The sequence below is a fragment of the Pseudomonas fluorescens genome, from assembly GCF_902497625.1.
Lineage (GTDB): Bacteria > Pseudomonadota > Gammaproteobacteria > Pseudomonadales > Pseudomonadaceae > Aquipseudomonas > Aquipseudomonas fluorescens_BQ.
Window position 1 is genome coordinate 1 of record NZ_CABVGX010000061.1, and the last position, 17,646, is coordinate 17,646.

Genomic DNA, 17,646 nt, shown 5'->3' on the forward strand with positions numbered 1-17,646 from the left:
GTGATGCACCCCAGACTATGGGCGATCAGGATGACCGGAGTGCTGTCGGCGGCAATCGCTTCTGCAAGTGCCGCAACCCAGTCTTCACGTCGCGGTGTCAGCCAGTCGTCCTGCTCGACCCTTACGCTGTTCGGCAGGTTTTTCTGCCAATGGCTCTGCCAATGATCTTCTGGCGATCCTTGCCAGCCCGGCACAATCAGGTAGCGAATTGATTCGTTGCGCATGGGGGGAGTTCTCCTGGTGCGTGTCTGTTCCCGAGTGAGTATAAGGAGAGGATTTATATCCGTTAAGGAATAAGAAGCTATTTGTTAAGACCTACATGGAATAAAAAATCAGGCTTCTAGGAGCTGCGCTTGCTCGCGAAAGCGGTGCTTCAGCTAACACGGTTGGTGACTGAACCACCGCCATCGCTGGCGAGCCAGCTCCGCAGGGGAGTGTGTTGTGGATTGGAAACGGAAAAAAAAGGCCGCACCCTGCCAAGGAGACGGCCCCGGAAAACTTAATGTCTCGTGCGATCAATCTCCAGCGACAATCGCATAGTCATCGTTATCTATTAAAGGAATATTTAATTCACTTATTAGATCACAAAGGCATAAACAAGCGACGATGGCTGAGCCGAACGCCCCACGTTGGCGTTCAACATAAACACTGTTCGGGTCAGATTGATGACGAAACGCTTTAGCACCTCTTAATGTTATTCAAACAGAGGCGACTGGCATCTTCCGGGCAACAGAAACGTCCGGCTGCACGAACCGATTCGCCCGCCCAAACGTCCCGAAATCGTTGAACCGCACACCCATCTCGCGCATCACCTTATGCGCGACCGGCACGGTCATCTGGCGGATATAAAACGGCTCCTTCACCACAAAATGATGAATCCCGTGACTGCTGCCGAAATTGAAACAGAACGCCTGCAACGGCCACATCCACCAAGGATTCAGCACTTGAGTCTGTTGAATAACGTTGCCCGGTTCGACATCGCCGTAATAGTGCATGTTCGAACTGACAAAGTGCAGGCAGAAAGTGCGCAACACGTTCGGCCCGATAATCACCACGACAGCAACATCGATCATATCCATGACGGCCAACGTACTCGCCGACCATTCAATCGGGCTACCCCATAACCAGGCGACACCGTTGGCCGCGTGGAAGCCGAGGAACACGTACCACGTGCCCCAATGCAACAACGCCAGCGGTGCATACACCTTCAGTACGCGCTTGCAGATACTGAGCTTGTGCGCCCAGGTTTTCGCCCGCAGCATGCGGATGAACGCCGACATCACGTTATCGCCGACCATCAACAACCGCGCAAACCCCCAAGGCTCGCCATTGGTGATAGCACGCTCTTCCATGTCCGCTTCAGTGCCGGAAAATTTGTGATGGTTGAGGTGCAGGTGCCGGCGAATCCACGGATTGATCGTGCTCGGCCGCGCCAGCCAGACCAGGCCCATCATTAGATTGTGCGGGACGCGCTGCTTGCGAAAGTACATGCTGTGAATCAGGTCATGTTCCAGTTCGTGGGTCAGCGAGGCGAAGAATGCGTTGAGCAACAGACACACCCACCATGCCATGTAATCGTTGAGATAGAGCATTGCCGAGACAATCATGCCGGCCAGCGCGAACGCCAGAATGCCAGCTCCGATCGCGTCCTGATGATTGAGAATCGGGTAGCGCTGGCGCAATTCCACGCCTTTGGCCAGCACCACTTCACGAATATGCGCAGATCGCTGGGTTGCATTCAGTCGCTGGGGACTTGCAGAAGTACCGTCCATGCTTCCATCCTCTGGTTATAGGTGTTTGCATCCTGCCGGGCGAACCGGCAAATCGTGGTAGCCGTGAACGCCAACCCGTTGACCGGAAGCGCCAATCAGCATGACTGAACCGACCTCACTTGCCAGCTGGACCCGCGCCCTGCGCAAACAACTCGATGCGTTGGGCCTCGACAGCACTGACCTGTGCCGCCAGGCGGGGCTCGACCCGCAATTGATGGACGACCCTAACGCCCGTTATCCGTTGTCGGGCACTACCCGTTTGTGGGAAATCGCGGTACGGGTCAGTGGCGATCCGGCGATAGGTTTGCGCGTGTCGCGTTTCGTCAGCCCCACCACCTTTCACGCGCTTGGTTATGCACTAGTCGCCAGCGCCAGCCTGCGCGAAGTTTTCGAGCGCATCGTGCGCTATCACCAGGTGGTCAGCGATGCTTTGGAACTGAAGCTGACGCGCGACGACGATCGCTACCGTTTTCACCTGAAAATTCCGCCCGGTAATCCGGCGCCGGCATTCGAGGCGATTGACGCGTTCAGCGCCATTTACGTGCGCACCTGCCGCAATCGCCTGGGTCGCGACTATGCGCCGCTGGCGGTGTATCTGCGCCGCCCGGAACCCGTCGACGCGCACCAATGGCACAAGGTCTTCCGCTCGCCGGTGTACTTTGCGGCGGACGAAGACTGCCTGGAATTTTCTTTGACGGACTTCGAGAGCCATCTGGACGATGCCAATCCGGAACTGGCAGCACACAACGAAACCGTGCTGAATCGCACGCTGGCGCAGCTCAAGCCGTTGACCTGGGAACGCAAGGTGCGCGACGCAATTGAAGAGCAACTGCCAGAAGGCGAACCAAGCGCCGAACACATCGCCCAGACCTTGCACTTGAGCTTGCGCAGTTTGCAGCGGCACCTGGCGGACGAAGGTTGCCGCTTCGATACGTTGCTCAATGAAAGCCGCGAGAACCTCGCGCTGCTGCATTTGCGTGATCCGCATTGCTCGTTGAGCGAGATCAGCTATCTGCTCGGGTTTGCCGATACCAGTAGTTTCAACCGTGCATTCAAGCGCTGGACGGGAATGACACCGGGGCAGTTTCGGGATGGGTTGCGGTGATTGATCCGGGAGATGTAGTGCTTGACCTGGCCCCATCGCCAGCAGGCCAGCTCCCACAGGGGATCTCGGTCGGATACAAATAGGTTGATCACTGAAGATCCGTGTGGGAGCTGGCGGACACATTTGATCTTCAGTAAACCCAAATTGGGTACTCGATGGAGATCCCTGTGGGAGCCAGCCTGCTGGCGACGAGGCCCGTCAATCCAACACAAACCCCAACCCGAACACCGTGCCGGTCTGATCACTGCTCACCCGCACCCGCCCGCCATGCAAGCCCATGATCGAACTGACTATCGCCAACCCCAACCCGCCCGAATCCCCCGGTTCTGCCCGCGAAGGATCGACCCGGTAAAACCGGTCAAACACTTTGCCCAGATGCTGCGGCGCAATGACCGGGCCGACATTGTGCACCTCCAGCCAGCACATCCCCGAGTCATCGCGCCGTTGCAACGCAATGACGGAGCCAGCATCGGCATGTCTCACTGCGTTGGCCAACAAGTTGCCGAGCGCGCGTTGCAGCAACAACTGATCCGCGACCAGCTCACCGGACAAAGCGTTTTGCAGGCGAATGTCCCGATCATCCGCCAGCGCTTCAAAGTAATCACAGAGTTCATCGCCGACACTGGCCAGATCCAGCGCGCGCAAATCCAGAGCGCGTTCGGCCTGCTCGGCGCGGGCGAGGAACATCAGGTTTTCGGCCATGCGTTTGAGCCGCTCGAACTCTTCCATGTTGGAGGCGAGCACTTCCTGATATTCCGCCGCGCTGCGGGGTTGACTCAGCGCCAGGCCATTGCCGCCCAGCAGATTGTGCAGCGGCGTGCGGATTTCATGAGCGAGGTCGGCAGAGAATTGTGACAGCCGTTGAAAGCCATCATCAAGCCGCGTCAGCATGCCGTTCAGGGCGTGCACCGGTTCGCGCAGTTCTGCTGGAATATCTGACACAGGCAGCCGTTGATCGAGACTGCGCAAGTCGATGCCGCGTACCGCTTCACTCAGCTGCCGTAACGGTCGCAGACCACGTTGCAACAGCATCAGACCCAAAGCAAATGCCACCACCGCGCCCAGGCTGACGGCCAGATAAAGCTGCATCCGGTAACTGGCGAGCATCTGCTCACGCTCGTTCAATACCCTGCCGGCGATCACCGTCAACGCCTCCCCATTGGGCCCCCGTGCCTGCCCGGACAGCAGTGCCACGGCCGCACCGTCCGGCGCTTGCCAGGTGATGACGTCGCTGCGTTGTGGCGCTCGCTCCGGGGCAATCGCGTCCAGGGCCGGAAGCTTCTGCTGGCGCGGATTGATGCCGATGACGGTTGAGCCATCGGCCCGATCCACGCGCAACAAACTGTCCTGATTGCCGAGCATGTTCTGGTACAGGCGCGGCCGTGCCTGCAAGGCGCCGAGGCTGTCACTGTCGGCGAGCAGCGCACGCACTTGCTCCAGTCGGCCGAGCAAGGCGAGGTCGTCGCGATAGGCGATTTCCGAGGCAAGGGAGCGGTAGAGAAATATCCCGATTACGCTCAGTACCAACGCACACACGGCGGCAAACGCCAGCGCCAGCCTGAAGGCGATGGAATTAGAGCGCATCGTCCGGTGCTTCCAGTTGGTAGCCGACGCCGCGCACGGTGTGGATCAGCTTCGGTATGTAAGGATCGTCGACCTTGGAGCGCAAGCGGCGCACTGCGACTTCAACCATGTTGGTGTCGCTGTCGAAATTCAGGTTCCACACCTGCGAGGCAATCAGCGTGCGTGACAGCACTTCGCCCTGGCGACTGGCGAGCAATTGCAGCAGGGCAAATTCTTTGTTGGTCAGGCTGATACGTTGCCCACCCCGACTGACCCGGCGGCGCAAGACGTCAATTTCCAGGTCGGCGATGTTGTACGACTCGGCCTCGCGCATCGGCCCGCGCCGGAGCAAGGTGCGCACGCGTGCGAGCAATTCGGCGAAGGCGAACGGCTTGAGCAAATAATCGTCGGCGCCCAGTTCAAGGCCACGCACTCGGTCTTCGATGGCGTCCCTGGCAGTCAGAAACAGTACCGGTGTCGCTCCGCGCTGGCGAATCAGTTGCAGCAATTGCCAGCCGTTGAGCCCAGGCAGCATCACATCAAGAATGATCAGGTCATATTCCTGCTGTTCGATAAAGTAACGCCCATCGAGACCATTCAGCGCTACGTCCACGGCAAAACCTGACTCCCCCAAGCCCTTGGCCAGGAAGTTCGCGGTTTTGGCTTCATCTTCAACGACCAGCAAACGCATGGCACACCTCGATTATTCAGACGTACAGGCTAGGCGCCTTCGCCTCTGTTGCCCATTACAAACTTGTAATCCTGCTGACGAGGTTCTGACGGGGAGCGATGGGTAAGGTGGCGACCTCGACTTACGGAGCCCGGCCATGCTGTTCAAAACCCTCATTACCAGCCTTGCATTCGGCCTGACTGGCAGCGCGTTTGCCACTGCTGAATTGCCTCGCCATGCCGACCTCGACTTGCGAACTGCGCGGTCGCTGGCCGATGCCACCCTGGCCAATTGCACCGGCACCGTCTCGGTGCTTGATCGCGGCGGCAATCTGCTCGTGACCCTGCGTGCCGACGGCATCGGCTCGCACAATACCGCCGCCAGTCAGCGCAAGGCGTTTACCGCGCTGTCGACGAAAACCCCAACCCGTTTGTTCGCCGAGCGCGCACGCAACAACCCGGAAGCCGCCAACCTCAACACGCTCGACGAGTTGTTGTTGCTGGGCGGCGGCGTGCCACTTTTTGCCGGTGATGAACTGGTGGGCGCGCTCGGCGTAGCCGGCTCCGGCGGTGCCGAGCAGGACGAAAATTGCGCCATCAAAGCGGCTGACACCGTCGGCCTGTCGATCAAAAAATCCACCTGAGGAGCTGCAACATGAAAACCCTGCGCATGACCCTGGCCGCCATCAGCCTGAGTAGCCTGTCGACGCTGGCCCTCGCCGCCGGCAATCCGTTGAGCGTGCACGTGCTCAATCTGGAAAACGGTTTGCCTTCCCCGGGCGTCAACGTGACCCTGGAAAAGCACGTCGGCCAGAACTGGCAGCCGCTGGCCGAGGGCACTACCAACGAACAGGGACGCATCGCCGAACTGTTCCCGGCCAAACAAACTTTCGAGGCTGGGCAATATCGCGTGGTATTCAAGACGGGCGAGTATTTCAAGAAGGCGAAACACGAAACGTTTTTTCCGGAAATACCGGTAATTTTTGAAGTGAAGCAAACGGATCAGCACTATCACATTCCGCTGCTGCTGAGCCCTTACGGGTTCTCGACTTATCGCGGATCGTAGACTCTTTCTGCGCCAGAACGGTGCCGGGAATCAGGGCGTCGCCAACGCCCGTAACCGCTCAGCATCGACGATTTCTATCTCGCCATACTTCAGGGCCAGGATTCCCTGGCTCTGAAGCTCGTTGAGGATCTGATTGGTGGTCTGGCGCGACAGCGAAAGCATTGAAGCCAGTTGCTCTTGTGGCAACTGTAAAACACGCCGGGGAGGATCGATTTCCCCATAGCCTTCGGCGATCATCAGCAAGCGATGCGCCAGGCGTGCCGGCGCCGGCAACAGGCTGAGCTGTTCAAGACTGATAAAGGCCAGGCGCAGCTTCTGGCTCATCAACAACGCCAATTGCCGCCAATACTCTGGCTGACTGTCGAGCAACGCCAGCAATGCGCTTTGCGGGATGTGCAGCAGAACGCAGTGGCTCAGGGCAAACGCATCATGCGTTCGCGGCTGACCGTCAAACAGACAGATCTCGCCGAACCAGTGCGGGGCTTCCACCAGGCTCAACAGCGCTTCCTTGCCCTGCCCGCTCACCGCGCCGATACGCACCGATCCTTCGAGCACGGCATATAACCCGCACGGCGGATCACCGCGCTTGAACAATCGCTGCCCCGAGGCCAGCTTCCGGACCCGTGCAGCCGTGAGCAGACTATCCTGTAAGGAGCCAGGCAAATGGCTGAACCACTGCCCCGTTATCAGATGCGATCGCCAAACCTGCATGCCCAAATAAAAACTCCTGGAGATTGTCGCCTGGCTGACAGAGCCACATCTGCACCCGGGGCATGATCCATCACCCTACAGGAGGAATAACAATGAAAAGCCTCGTTGACCATCTCAGTCAATACGCCACTTACCATCGTGACCCGCGCAATATTGCCACGCATTTCATCGGCATTCCGCTGATTGTCGTGGCCGTGGCCGTATTGCTCTCTCGTCCGCAATGGGCCGGAGGCTGGCTGTCACCGGCCATGCTCGTGGCATTGGCGTCGGCGTGGTTTTACCTGCGCCTGGAGCTGCGTCTTGGACTGGTGATGAGCGTGCTATTAGCGCTGTGTGTCTGGGCGGGCCAGGTACTCGCCCAGCAAAGCACGCTGGTGTGGCTGGCGAGCGGTCTGGGGATGTTCGTGGTGGGCTGGGCAATTCAGTTTGTCGGTCATCACTACGAAGGCCGCAAACCGGCGTTTGTCGATGATGTGACCGGGTTGATCGTCGGGCCGCTGTTCGTGGTGGCTGAGTTGGCATTTTTGTTGGGAATGCGGCGTGAGTTGAAAGAGCAGATCGAGGCGCAGGCGGGTGGGGTGCGGGTTAATCCGAAGCGGGCTGCGGCGTAGATCGCTTTAAAAGATCGCAGTCTGCGGCAGCGCCTGCAGGGTTTTCGGTTGATCACAAGTTTCGTGATCGATACAAACCCACTGTAGGAGCTGCCGCAGCCTGCGATCTTTTGATCTTAGATGTTAGATGTTAGCCACTTTCTGCCAGACCTTCGGCTTGAAGAACAACGTCTCACCCTTCGCCAACCCGGTCAGGCTGTCGTGATCCTTAACGACTTCGGCTTCGATCAATTCGCTCTGTCCTTCCACCTTCAGCGTCACACGAGTGGTTGCGCCCAGCGGACGAATATCGCGCACTTCCGCCGCGTGGTGGTCTTCCAGTTCATGGCGCGACAGCGAGACTTCGTGCGGGCGGAACAGCACGTGGTTGTCTTCGCCCAGATGCAGACGATTCGAATCCCCGAGGAAGTGATAAACGAAATCGCTGGCCGGATTCTCGTAGACCTCGCCCGGTGAGCCGATCTGCTCGATCACGCCCTTGTTCATCACCACGATACGGTCGGCGACTTCCATGGCTTCTTCCTGGTCGTGGGTCACGAACACCGAGGTCAGGTTGATGTCCTCGTGCAGCCGCGCCAACCAGCGACGCAGCTCTTTGCGGACTTTGGCATCGAGCGCACCAAAAGGCTCATCGAGCAACAGAACTTTTGGCTCCACCGCCAGCGCACGGGCGAGCGCGATACGCTGGCGCTGGCCACCAGATAGCTGCTCCGGGTAACGGTCCGACAGCCAGTCCAGTTGCACCATGTTCAGCAGTTCATGGACTTTCCCGGCGATCTGGCTTTCACTCGGGCGCTGGTTTTTCGGCTTCATGCGCAGGCCGAATGCGACGTTGTCGAACACGGTCATGTGGCGAAACAACGCGTAGTGCTGGAACACGAAACCGACGTTGCGATCGCGCACATCGTGGCCGGAAACGTCCTCGCCGTGGAAGACGATGTTGCCCTGATCAGGCGTTTCCAGGCCAGCGATGATCCTTAACAAGGTGGTCTTTCCGCAGCCGGAAGGGCCGAGCAACGCAACCAGCTCGCCGCTCTGGATGTCCAGGCTGATGTTGTCCAGCGCCTTGAACGCGTTGAAATTCTTGCTGACGTTACGCACTTCGATCGACATGAATTATTCCTCCGCGGCGCTGGCGCGCAGGCGGTTAATACGGTTTTCGCTCCACTGCTTCAGCAGCAGGATGAAGAGCGCCATGATCAGCAACAGGCTCGCCACGGCGAACGCGGCCACGTGGTTGTATTCGTTGTAGAGGATCTCGACGTGCAGCGGCAAGGTGTTGGTCACCCCGCGAATGTGCCCTGAAACCACCGAAACCGCACCGAACTCGCCCATCGCCCGCGCGGTACACAACACCACGCCGTAGATAAGACCCCATTTGATATTGGGCACCGTGACGTGCCAGAACATCTGCCAGCCATTGGCGCCGAGCAAGCGCGCGGCCTCCTCTTCCTGCGTGCCTTGTTCCTGCATCAGCGGGATCAACTCACGCGCCACGAACGGCACGGTGACAAAAATCGTCGCCAGCACGATGCCCGGCAAGGCGAACACGATCTGGATGTCGTGATCCTGCAGCCACGGTCCGAACAGTCCTTGTGCACCGAACATCAGCACATAAACCAGACCGGCGATGACCGGCGAGACCGAGAACGGCAGATCGATCAGGGTGACGAGGATACTTTTGCCGCGGAACGAATACTTGCTCACACACCAGGCTGCGCTGACACCAAACACCACGTTCAGCGGCACCGAAATCAGCACGGCGAACACCGTGAGCTTTAACGCGGAAAGTGCATCCGGCTCAAAGATCGCCGTGAAGAACGCACCGAGCCCCATCTTAAAACCCTGGGATACCACGATCACCAGCGGCAACAACAAAAACAGCGCAAAAATCAGCCAGCCAAGACCGATCAATACGCGACGCGATGAGGCACTGCCACGGCGTGAGGCGTTTGAGGAAGCAGCAGCAATAGACGATTGGGACATGAATGCGCCTCCTTATGGGGTTTCGATGCGCCGCTGCAGCAAGTTGATCAGCAGCAACAGAATGAAAGAAACCACCAACATCAGCACACCAATGGAGGTAGCGCCGGTGTAATCATACTGGTCGAGTTTGACCATGATCAGCAGCGGCAGAATTTCGGTTTTCATCGGCATGTTGCCGGCAATGAAAATCACCGAACCATACTCGCCAACCCCGCGGGCAAAGGCCAAGGCGAAGCCGGTCAACCAGGCAGGGAGCAGTGCGGGGACCAGGATATGGCGGAAAACCTGCCAGGGTTTAGCGCCCAGGCACGCGGCTGCTTCCTCCACTTCACGAGGAATATCGGCCAGTACAGGCTGTACGGTACGTACCACGAATGGAAGCGTTACAAAAGTCAACGCCAGCGTGATGCCGAGGGGGGTGTACGCGATTTTGAAACCCAGGTCGGCCGCGAACTGACCCACCCAGCCATTCGGCGCGTACAGCGCGGTCAAGGCGATACCGGCGACGGCGGTGGGCAATGCGAACGGCAGATCGATCATTGCATCGATGATTTTTCTCCCGGGGAAGGTGTAACGCACCAAGACCCAGGCGAGCAGCGTGCCGATAATGCCGTTGATGATTGCGGCACACAGCGCGGTACCGAAGCTCAGCTTCAATGCTGCCAGTACGCGAGGCGCCGAGATGATCGTCCAGAACTGATCCCAGGTGAGTTGAGCGGCATGTACGAACATCGCCGCCAGCGGTATGAGCACAATCAGGCTGAGGTACACCAAGGTGTAACCCAGCGTCAGCCCGAAGCCGGGTATGACGGGGGAGATACGACGCGACATAAAGGTCCTTGGTTGAGAACGCGCAAAGCCCCGACGGTCAGTTCGAGGCTCGTTGATGGCTAATGCAGATTACTGCGCCTGATAGATCTGGTCGAACACGCCACCGTCATTGAAGAATTTCGGTTGCGCACTTTTCCAGCCGCCGAAGTCCTTGTCGATGGTCACCAGCTCCAGTGTCGGGAACTGCTGGGCATACTTGGCGGCCACATCCTTGTCCCGTGGACGATAGAAGTTTTTCGCGGCGATTTCCTGGCCGGCCGGGCTGTAGAGGTGCTTGAGGTACGCTTCGGCGATCTCGGCGTTGCCTTTCTTCTCGGCGTTTTTATCGACCACCGCTACCGGTGGCTCCGCGAGGATCGACAGCGACGGCACGACGATGTCGAATTTGTCCGCGCCACCGTCTTCTTTCAAGGCCAGGAATGCTTCGTTTTCCCAGGCCAGCAACACGTCGCCCTGACCGTTGTTGACGAAGGTGATGGTCGAACCGCGCGCGCCGGTGTCCAGCACAGGAACATGCTTGAACAACGTCTGAACATATTCCTTGGCCTTCGCTTCATCGCCGCCGTTGGCTTTCAGACCATAGGCCCAGGCGGCGAGGAAATTCCAGCGCGCCCCGCCGGATGTTTTTGGATTCGGGGTGATCACTGCGACGCCGCTCTTGGTCAGGTCGCCCCAGTCCTTGATGCCCTTCGGGTTGCCCTTGCGCACCAGGAAAACGATGGTCGAGGTGTATGGTGTGCTCGCTTGCGGCAGACGCTTCTGCCAATCCGCTGGGAGGGTCTTGCCCAGTTTGGCGATCTCGTTGATGTCACCGGCCAGCGCCAGGGTCACTACGTCGGCGCGCAAACCGTCAATCACCGCCCGGCCCTGCTTGCCGGAGCCACCGTGGGACTGCTGGATTTTCACGTTGTCGCCGGCGTGGTCTTTTTTCCAGAAATTGACGAATTCAGCATTGTATTCCTGATAGAGCTCGCGAGTCGGGTCGTACGACACATTGAGCAGCTCGTAATCCTTGGCAACCGCAGAACCCGCAAAAAGGGCACTGGCCAACGCGGCCAAAGCGAAATGACGAATCGACGACATGGTGAAAGCTCCTGGAATTCTGGGTGTATTGGCTTTTTTATGATGGCGAGAAGCGGGTTGTTCGCTGGAAAGATCGCCACCTTCGGCAGCTCCTACGGGCGAATCGGCGAGTCTGCCGAGAGGCTGCGATCTTTCATCTCAGCTCGGCTTGGTGCCGGGGTTTTGCAAACGGAATTTTTCTTTGCGCTCGATCTGCACCACCTGGGCGTTATGCACAGTGATTTCCACAGCGCCGAAGCGCAGGTCGCGCAAAGCACTCTGTATTTCACGCAAGATGGTGGCTTCGTCTTGTCCGTCAACACTACGCAGGGATGCGCTCATGGGGCTGCTCCTTCAACTGAGAGATCGCCTGGCAGTGGGCGGCACTGCTTGCGGCGTGGGAGCAATATAGATAAGCGCAGATATTCTTAAAAAGACTATTTAAGAATGTTTATATAACTAAAAAAGTCACCAAGGTATAAACCGATGGGGATAAGTGGTCACGCTGCAAATCCCTGTGGTGAGGAGACTGGTCCCGGTTCGCCTGCGCAACAGGCGCAAAAATCAGAGGGCCACTGCGCGACCCAACGGGGCGGCCCGGCGTTTCGGTGAATCCCCTCGCCACAAGGTGCACTCAGCCAATCACCGGCACGCAGGTCCAATCCAGCTGCTCAGCCGGCACGGGCCGCCCAAGCCAGTAACCTTGACCCAATTCGCAACCCTGCTCGAGCAGGAAACGCGCCTGTTCGTCTTGCTCGATACCCTCTGCATGCACTTGCATGCCCATGCTTTGGGCGAGCGCGATGATAACCCGGACAATCGCCGCATCGTCTTCATCCCATGGCAGACCGGCGACGAAGCCCTGATCGATCTTCAGCTTCTGCACCGGCAAGCGTTTGAGCCGTAGCAACGACGAGTACCCAGTGCCAAAATCATCGATGGCCAGCCTGACTCCCAATTCGCGCAAACGATGCATTTGCTCAAGCGCCACTTCCGGATCATCCATCACCGCACTCTCGGTCACTTCCAGCTCCAGAAATGCAGGCTCCAGCCCGGTTTCGCGCAGTACTTGCGCTACTTGCCGATACAGGTCACGGCCCGCGAACAGCCGCGACGAAACATTCACCGCGACAAACGACAACACCACGCCGGCCTGCTGCCATTGACACATCTGCTGGCAAGCCTGGCGCATCACCCAGGCATCAATTTCGGCAATCAAACCGGTGCGTTCGGCGATGGGTATGAACTCGGCAGGCGAGATCAGTCCACGCTGCGGGTGCTCCCAGCGCACCAATGCCTCGACGCCAGTCATACGGCGAGTCCTCAGGTCATGAACCGGCTGGAAAAAAACGCGTAATTCATCCTGCTCGAGTGCTCGGCGCAATTCGAATGCCGTCTCGGCTCGCTGATGCGCATGAGCAGTCAATTCTTCGGTGTAGAGCGCATAGCCATTGCGCCCCACACTTTTTGCCTTAAACAACGCGGAATCGGCGTTGCGTAGCAGATGTTCGGCGTTCAGTGCATCACCGGGAAACAGGCTGATACCGATGCTGGCGTTGATGAAGAGTACATGCCCGCCAATTTCATACTGCTCCTTGAGCGCGTCGAGGATCCGCTGTGCCAGCGCGGCGGCGTGCACAATCTGCGGACAACTTTCGGCCAGCACGGCAAATTCGTCGCCACTCAGGCGCGCCACCGTTATGCCAGGGGCGAATAATGCAGTCAGGCGCTTGGCAACCGCCTTGAGTAACTGGTCGCCGATGGTGTGGCCAAGGCTGTCGTTGATCATTTTGAAATGATCCAGATCGACCAGCAACAATGCGCAGCTGCGCTTGTGAACCTGTGCCGAGGCCAACGCCTGCTCCGCGCGATCGGTGAATAACAGCCGATTGGGCAGGTCGGTCAGCGGATCATGGTGGGCCAGATGCTTGAGCTCGTGCTCGGAATCCTTGATCGCGCTGATATCAGAGAACACCGCGACGTAATGGCTGAGCTGACCATGGTCATCATGGATCAAACGGATCGTCTGCCATTGCGGGTAGATATCGCCGTTTTTGCGGCGGTTCCATATTTCTCCACTCCATTCGCCGCAGTTTTCCAATGTCTGGAACATCGACTGATAGAACGCTGACGGGTGATGGCCGGATTTGAAAAGGCTGGGGTTCTGACCCAGTACTTCATCACTCTGATAACCGGTTATTTCGATAAACGCGCGGTTTACGTGGACGATCAAGCCACTTTTGTCGGTAACCAGCACACCTTCGCGCGTGCAATCGAACACGGCAGCGGCTTGACGTAAACGCTCGCGGTCATCCGACCGGTCCATCGCTCTCGCATCAGATGCCAGGGAATGGAAAAAACGCGCACGAACGAGAAAGATCAGCACAGCGGTGAACAGCACCCAGGCATAACCGTTGATCAGTTGCCAGCGCAATAGCTCGGGCGAGCTATCGAAGAAACTGTTTATAAAATAGCCACTGAGTAGCAGCCAAATGATGGAGACAAGCAAATAAAGCAGCGCTGCACGCAAACCAGCACGTTTAGAGGCAGACATACGGCAGTCCATGTCCCTGCAAAAAAAACGGAATTATAGAGCAAAGAAACATTCAGCCACTCTTATCTGAAAGGGTGACTGGTTTTATCTGTGAGCTCAGTGATAATGCAACGGCTGTTCTTCACTTTTTGAGGGCCCAATAGCCTATGTGGTACGAAGGTTTTCTCGGCTTGTCACCCTGGTCACTGGTGGCAGTCACCTTGCTGATGACCCACGTCACGATTATCGGCGTCACGGTTTATCTGCATCGCTATTCAGCCCATCGCTCACTTGAGCTCAATGCCGGCCTGAAACATTTTTTCCGCTTCTGGCTGTGGTTGACCACGGCGCAGAACACCCGCGAGTGGACTGCCATCCACCGCAAGCATCACGCTAAATGCGAAACCGTCGATGACCCCCACAGCCCGGTGATCAAGGGCCTGTCCACGGTCCTGCGCAAAGGTGCCGAGCTTTACCGCTCCGAGGCAGAGAACCCGGAAACCCTGCGCATCTACGGCAAGAACTGCCCTGAAGACTGGATCGAGCGCAACCTCTACAGCCGTTTTCCCCTGCTCGGCATTGCGATCATGGGCGTTATTGATCTGCTGCTGTTCGGCACCATCGGTATCACCATCTGGGCCATTCAGATGATGTGGATCCCGGTCTGGGCCGCTGGCGTGGTCAATGGACTGGGCCATGCCATAGGCTACCGTAATTTCGAATGCCGCGATGCGGCGACCAATCTGGTGCCGTGGGGCATCCTGATCGGCGGTGAAGAACTGCATAACAACCACCACACCTATCCCAACTCGGCAAAATTGTCGGTGAAAAAATGGGAGTTCGACCTCGGCTGGGCGTGGATTCAGGTCTTCAGCTTCCTGCGCCTGGCCAAGGTTCAACGGGTTGCACCTATTGCCCATCGGGTTGAAGGTAAAGGGAGCCTGGACATGGATACCGCCATGGCCATCCTCAACAACCGTTTTCAGATCATGGCTCAGTACCGCAAGCTGGTTATCGCGCCGCTGGTCAAACAGGAACTGGAGAAGGTCGATCACTCTGTCCGTCACCAGTTTCACCGAGCCAAGCGCTTGCTTTCGCGTGAAACCAGTCTGCTGGATGACAAGCACCATATGCGTATCCAGACCATGCTTGAGCACAGCCATGCGCTGAAAGTCATCTACGAAAAGCGTCTGGCCTTGCAACAGATCTGGCTCAAGACCAGCACCAATGGTCACGACATGCTCGCCGCGATCAAGGACTGGATCCAGGAAGCTGAAGCCAGCGGCATTCACTCCCTGCGCGATTTCGCCGACCAGCTGAAAACCTACTCGCTGCGCCCCGCTACAATCTGACGCCGTTGATCGGTGCGCCCCGCACAGGGGCGCACCGTTCCGGAACTTCGTTACAAATCGCCTATCTCAAAGACACTTCGCCACCACGGCGGGCTTTGCTGTAGCCGCTGTCGAATGAGCGGCACATCCTTTGAGATTTGTGTCGATGGTCAACAAGAACCTGCAAGACTCATCTTTACCCCAGTGGCCCGAAGCCGCACAAACCTTGATGGCGCTGATGCACGCCCAAGGTGAAGTGGCTCGCCTGAGTGAACGCGAACAGCTTTTCAGCTCCCTGCTGGTGAGTGTCAATGCGGTGCTTTGGGCGTTCAACTGGGAAACCCGTGAAATGATCTACGTCAGCCCCGCCTATGAGCGTATTTTTGGTCATTCCGTAGGCCAACTGCTGTCGGACTACAACCAGTGGCGCGACAGCATTCACCCGGATGATCTGGATTACGCTGAGCGCAGTCTGGCTGAAGTGCTGGATAAAGGTGCGGTCGAAGATCGCGAATACCGAATCATCGATGCCAACGGACAAGTGCGCTGGCTTAGCGACAAATGCTTCATCAACCGTCAGGCCGAGCCAGGCAAACCTGTGATTATTGTCGGCATTGCCGAAGACATCACCGAAAAGAAGCACATGGAATCCGAGCTGCATCGCCTGGCAACCACCGATGTCCTGACCCAAAGCAGCAATCGCCGGCATTTTTTCGACTGCGCGCACCGCGAGTTCGACCACGCACGTCAGCACGGCACGCCCCTTGCCTTTCTGTTGCTGGACATCGATGATTTCAAGAAGATCAACGACACCTACGGCCATCCCTTGGGTGACAGTGTGCTGCAGCGGATCGCGGAGACGGGTCGTGAAACGTTGCGCCGTGGCGACGTGTTCGGACGCATCGGAGGTGAGGAGTTCGCTGCTGTTTTTCCTGGTTGCGCACCCGACATGGCAATGCAAGTGGCCGAGCGCCTGCAAAAGGAAATTCAGCGGTTGAGCTTTAGCCATGACGGGCAGACGTTTGGCATTACCGCCAGCCAGGGCCTGACCAGCCTTACAGCCGAGGACGAGAACGTCCAGGCTCTGTTTGCACGCGCGGATGCGGCAATGTATGAGGCCAAGCGCCAGGGCAAGAACCGCATCGTTTCTGCCTGAACGCCCCAGGCTTTGGATAACTTGTCACTTTTTGCGTAACCGCATCAACTCCGGCAAACCGATTTTCAGGAGCCGGGCAGTACGGCTCTTGGCCAGTTCCTCGATACCTTCATGTTCAGTGAGCAGTGCCAACTGAGCCGCCATATTCATCACCAGTGCCTCGCGCGAATACACCCCGCCACCGAGCTGATACACCGCTGCAATCAGCTCACGCAATTCCAGCGGCAATCGCCAGCGCGTGCGTAATTCCGAGCCATACCCTGCGCCGAACTCGGCCAGCGCATTGCCGACGTCCTCCCGGTCATCCAGCTCACCGCCCGCCAGCTTCCATTCCTGCAGACAACGCAGCAGGGCCAGATCGCCCAGTCGGTGCAGCATGCCGGCGCAATAACAACGGTCCTGATCGAGATCCAGCAAACGCGCCAACGTTCGCGCATATTCGGCAGTGTGCAGCGACAACTCCCAGTAACGTTCGGCGTAATCCGCCAGGAAGGGATCGCTCAAACGCGCACTGCGCTTGAGCGCCAACCCCAGAATCAGATTCATGCTCTGCCCGGAGCCCAAGCGCTGCAACGCCTGAGCTAACGTCTGCACAGCCTTCCCATGATGCTGCGCAGCGCTGTTGGCAGCCGCGACCAGCACAGCGGTGATCTGCGGATCGGAACGGGTCTCGTCATGCAGCTTGGCCAAATCGATGCCCGCCGGATTGAGGCTGCGCTGGACCGCCCGCTGCACATCCATCATCAGTGCCGCCCCGTCGGTGATTTCACGCCGGCGCTCCAGGTAAACCGACAAGGTCATGCCGGGCGCCAGCGCGGGCACCTCACATGAAACTTCTTCGCCTGCGTTGAGCAGCAAGCCTTGCAAACGCTGCGTCAGGCTCTCCATGTTCAATGGTTTGGTCAGATACGCCGTGGGCGCCAGGGGCAAGGCTTCGCGCACGCTGGCGCTGTCGTTGCGGCTGCTCATCAAAATGAAAGGTACTGGCGGATTGCGTTTGCGCTGGCGAACGCTGCGCAGAACATTCAAGCCATCCACTCCGGGCAATTCCCAATCAACGATGAGCAGGTCATAAGAATGTTCCGCCAACCGCTCCAGCGCTTCGTGGCCATCGGCGCACACGTCCAGGCGCGCGTCACAGCGCACACTGAGCAACACGTGTTTGAGCAGGTCGCGCGACCAGGGGTCAGCCTCGGCAATCAACACTCGGGGTAAAGCAGGCAAAACGACGGCAGGCATGCAGCAAGCTC

The 17,646-nt window shown here is 58.1% G+C and carries 18 protein-coding genes; 6 read left to right on the forward strand and 12 right to left on the reverse strand.

Annotated features, from left to right (window positions below):
- Together F8N12_RS25120 and F8N12_RS25125 are read right to left on the reverse strand one after the other, a co-directional pair.
- On the reverse strand, positions 1-224 hold a 224-nt coding region (locus F8N12_RS25120; protein WP_191623217.1), incomplete at its 3' end, for an alpha/beta hydrolase.
- A gap of 474 nt (positions 225-698) precedes the next feature.
- Complete coding sequence (locus F8N12_RS25125) at positions 699-1,772, reverse strand: fatty acid desaturase (protein WP_150582793.1); 1,074 nt, start codon at positions 1,770-1,772, stop codon at positions 699-701.
- A gap of 100 nt (positions 1,773-1,872) precedes the next feature.
- On the opposite strand from F8N12_RS25125, the gene F8N12_RS25130 reads away from it, so the two are divergent.
- Complete coding sequence (locus F8N12_RS25130; protein ID WP_150582794.1) at positions 1,873-2,877, forward strand: AraC family transcriptional regulator; 1,005 nt, start codon at positions 1,873-1,875, stop codon at positions 2,875-2,877.
- 198 nt (positions 2,878-3,075) lie between these two features.
- On the opposite strand, the gene F8N12_RS25135 is transcribed toward F8N12_RS25130, so the two are convergent.
- Both F8N12_RS25135 and F8N12_RS25140 read right to left on the reverse strand, forming a co-directional pair.
- Positions 3,076-4,461: a heavy metal sensor histidine kinase gene (locus F8N12_RS25135; protein ID WP_150582795.1), complete on the reverse strand. Its 1,386-nt coding sequence runs from the start codon at positions 4,459-4,461 to the stop codon at positions 3,076-3,078.
- Positions 4,451-5,131, reverse strand: a complete 681-nt coding sequence (locus F8N12_RS25140) for a heavy metal response regulator transcription factor (RefSeq protein ID WP_150582796.1) — start codon at positions 5,129-5,131, stop codon at positions 4,451-4,453. The genes F8N12_RS25135 and F8N12_RS25140 overlap by 11 nt, the downstream gene beginning before the upstream one ends.
- 136 nt (positions 5,132-5,267) lie before the next feature.
- Here F8N12_RS25140 and F8N12_RS25145 point away from each other — a divergent pair, with 136 nt between their 5' ends.
- Together F8N12_RS25145 and uraH are read left to right on the forward strand one after the other, a co-directional pair.
- Positions 5,268-5,753 (forward strand): GlcG/HbpS family heme-binding protein, encoded by a 486-nt coding sequence (locus F8N12_RS25145; protein ID WP_150582797.1) that lies wholly within the window; start codon positions 5,268-5,270, stop codon positions 5,751-5,753.
- 11 nt (positions 5,754-5,764) lie between these two features.
- Positions 5,765-6,175, forward strand: a complete 411-nt coding sequence (gene uraH / locus F8N12_RS25150) for a hydroxyisourate hydrolase (RefSeq protein WP_150582798.1) — start codon at positions 5,765-5,767, stop codon at positions 6,173-6,175.
- 30 nt (positions 6,176-6,205) lie between these two features.
- Here uraH and F8N12_RS25155 read toward each other — a convergent pair whose 3' ends face one another.
- Positions 6,206-6,892: a Crp/Fnr family transcriptional regulator gene (locus tag F8N12_RS25155; RefSeq protein WP_150582799.1), complete on the reverse strand. Its 687-nt coding sequence runs from the start codon at positions 6,890-6,892 to the stop codon at positions 6,206-6,208.
- Positions 6,893-6,978: 86 nt separating this feature from the next.
- On the opposite strand from F8N12_RS25155, the gene F8N12_RS25160 reads away from it, so the two are divergent.
- Positions 6,979-7,497: a DUF962 domain-containing protein gene (locus F8N12_RS25160; protein WP_150582800.1), complete on the forward strand. Its 519-nt coding sequence runs from the start codon at positions 6,979-6,981 to the stop codon at positions 7,495-7,497.
- A gap of 123 nt (positions 7,498-7,620) precedes the next feature.
- Here the strand turns inward: F8N12_RS25160 and F8N12_RS25165 are convergent, their stop codons facing one another.
- The 6 genes from F8N12_RS25165 to dibA all read right to left on the reverse strand — a co-directional run bounded on the left by F8N12_RS25165 (position 7,621) and on the right by dibA (position 13,930).
- Entirely contained in the window at positions 7,621-8,610 is a 990-nt protein-coding gene (locus F8N12_RS25165; RefSeq protein ID WP_150582801.1) for a sulfate/molybdate ABC transporter ATP-binding protein, read from the reverse strand.
- 3 nt (positions 8,611-8,613) lie between these two features.
- Complete coding sequence (gene cysW, locus F8N12_RS25170) at positions 8,614-9,483, reverse strand: sulfate ABC transporter permease subunit CysW (RefSeq protein ID WP_150582802.1); 870 nt, start codon at positions 9,481-9,483, stop codon at positions 8,614-8,616.
- Between the two features lie 12 nt (positions 9,484-9,495).
- Entirely contained in the window at positions 9,496-10,314 is an 819-nt protein-coding gene (cysT, locus tag F8N12_RS25175) for a sulfate ABC transporter permease subunit CysT (protein WP_150582803.1), read from the reverse strand.
- Between the two features lie 69 nt (positions 10,315-10,383).
- On the reverse strand, positions 10,384-11,397 hold the full coding sequence (locus F8N12_RS25180) for a sulfate ABC transporter substrate-binding protein (RefSeq protein ID WP_150582804.1): 1,014 nt from the start codon (positions 11,395-11,397) through the stop codon (positions 10,384-10,386).
- A 138-nt stretch (positions 11,398-11,535) separates the two neighbouring features.
- Positions 11,536-11,718 carry a sulfur starvation response protein OscA gene (oscA, locus tag F8N12_RS25185; RefSeq protein WP_094469701.1) on the reverse strand — a complete coding sequence of 61 codons (183 nt, stop codon included), beginning with the start codon at positions 11,716-11,718 and terminating at the stop codon, positions 11,536-11,538.
- 292 nt (positions 11,719-12,010) lie between these two features.
- Positions 12,011-13,930: a phosphodiesterase DibA gene (gene dibA / locus F8N12_RS25190; RefSeq protein ID WP_150582805.1), complete on the reverse strand. Its 1,920-nt coding sequence runs from the start codon at positions 13,928-13,930 to the stop codon at positions 12,011-12,013.
- A 146-nt stretch (positions 13,931-14,076) separates the two neighbouring features.
- Here dibA and desA point away from each other — a divergent pair, with 146 nt between their 5' ends.
- Positions 14,077-15,261, forward strand: coding sequence for a delta-9 fatty acid desaturase DesA (gene desA, locus F8N12_RS25195; RefSeq protein WP_150582806.1), 1,185 nt, complete (start codon positions 14,077-14,079; stop codon positions 15,259-15,261).
- 145 nt (positions 15,262-15,406) lie between these two features.
- A complete protein-coding gene (locus tag F8N12_RS25200; protein ID WP_150582807.1) occupies positions 15,407-16,396 on the forward strand; it encodes a sensor domain-containing diguanylate cyclase in 990 nt (329 codons plus the stop codon).
- Positions 16,397-16,420: 24 nt separating this feature from the next.
- Here the strand turns inward: F8N12_RS25200 and F8N12_RS25205 are convergent, their stop codons facing one another.
- Entirely contained in the window at positions 16,421-17,635 is a 1,215-nt protein-coding gene (locus F8N12_RS25205) for an HDOD domain-containing protein (RefSeq protein ID WP_150582808.1), read from the reverse strand.
- Positions 17,636-17,646: the final 11 nt, after the last annotated feature.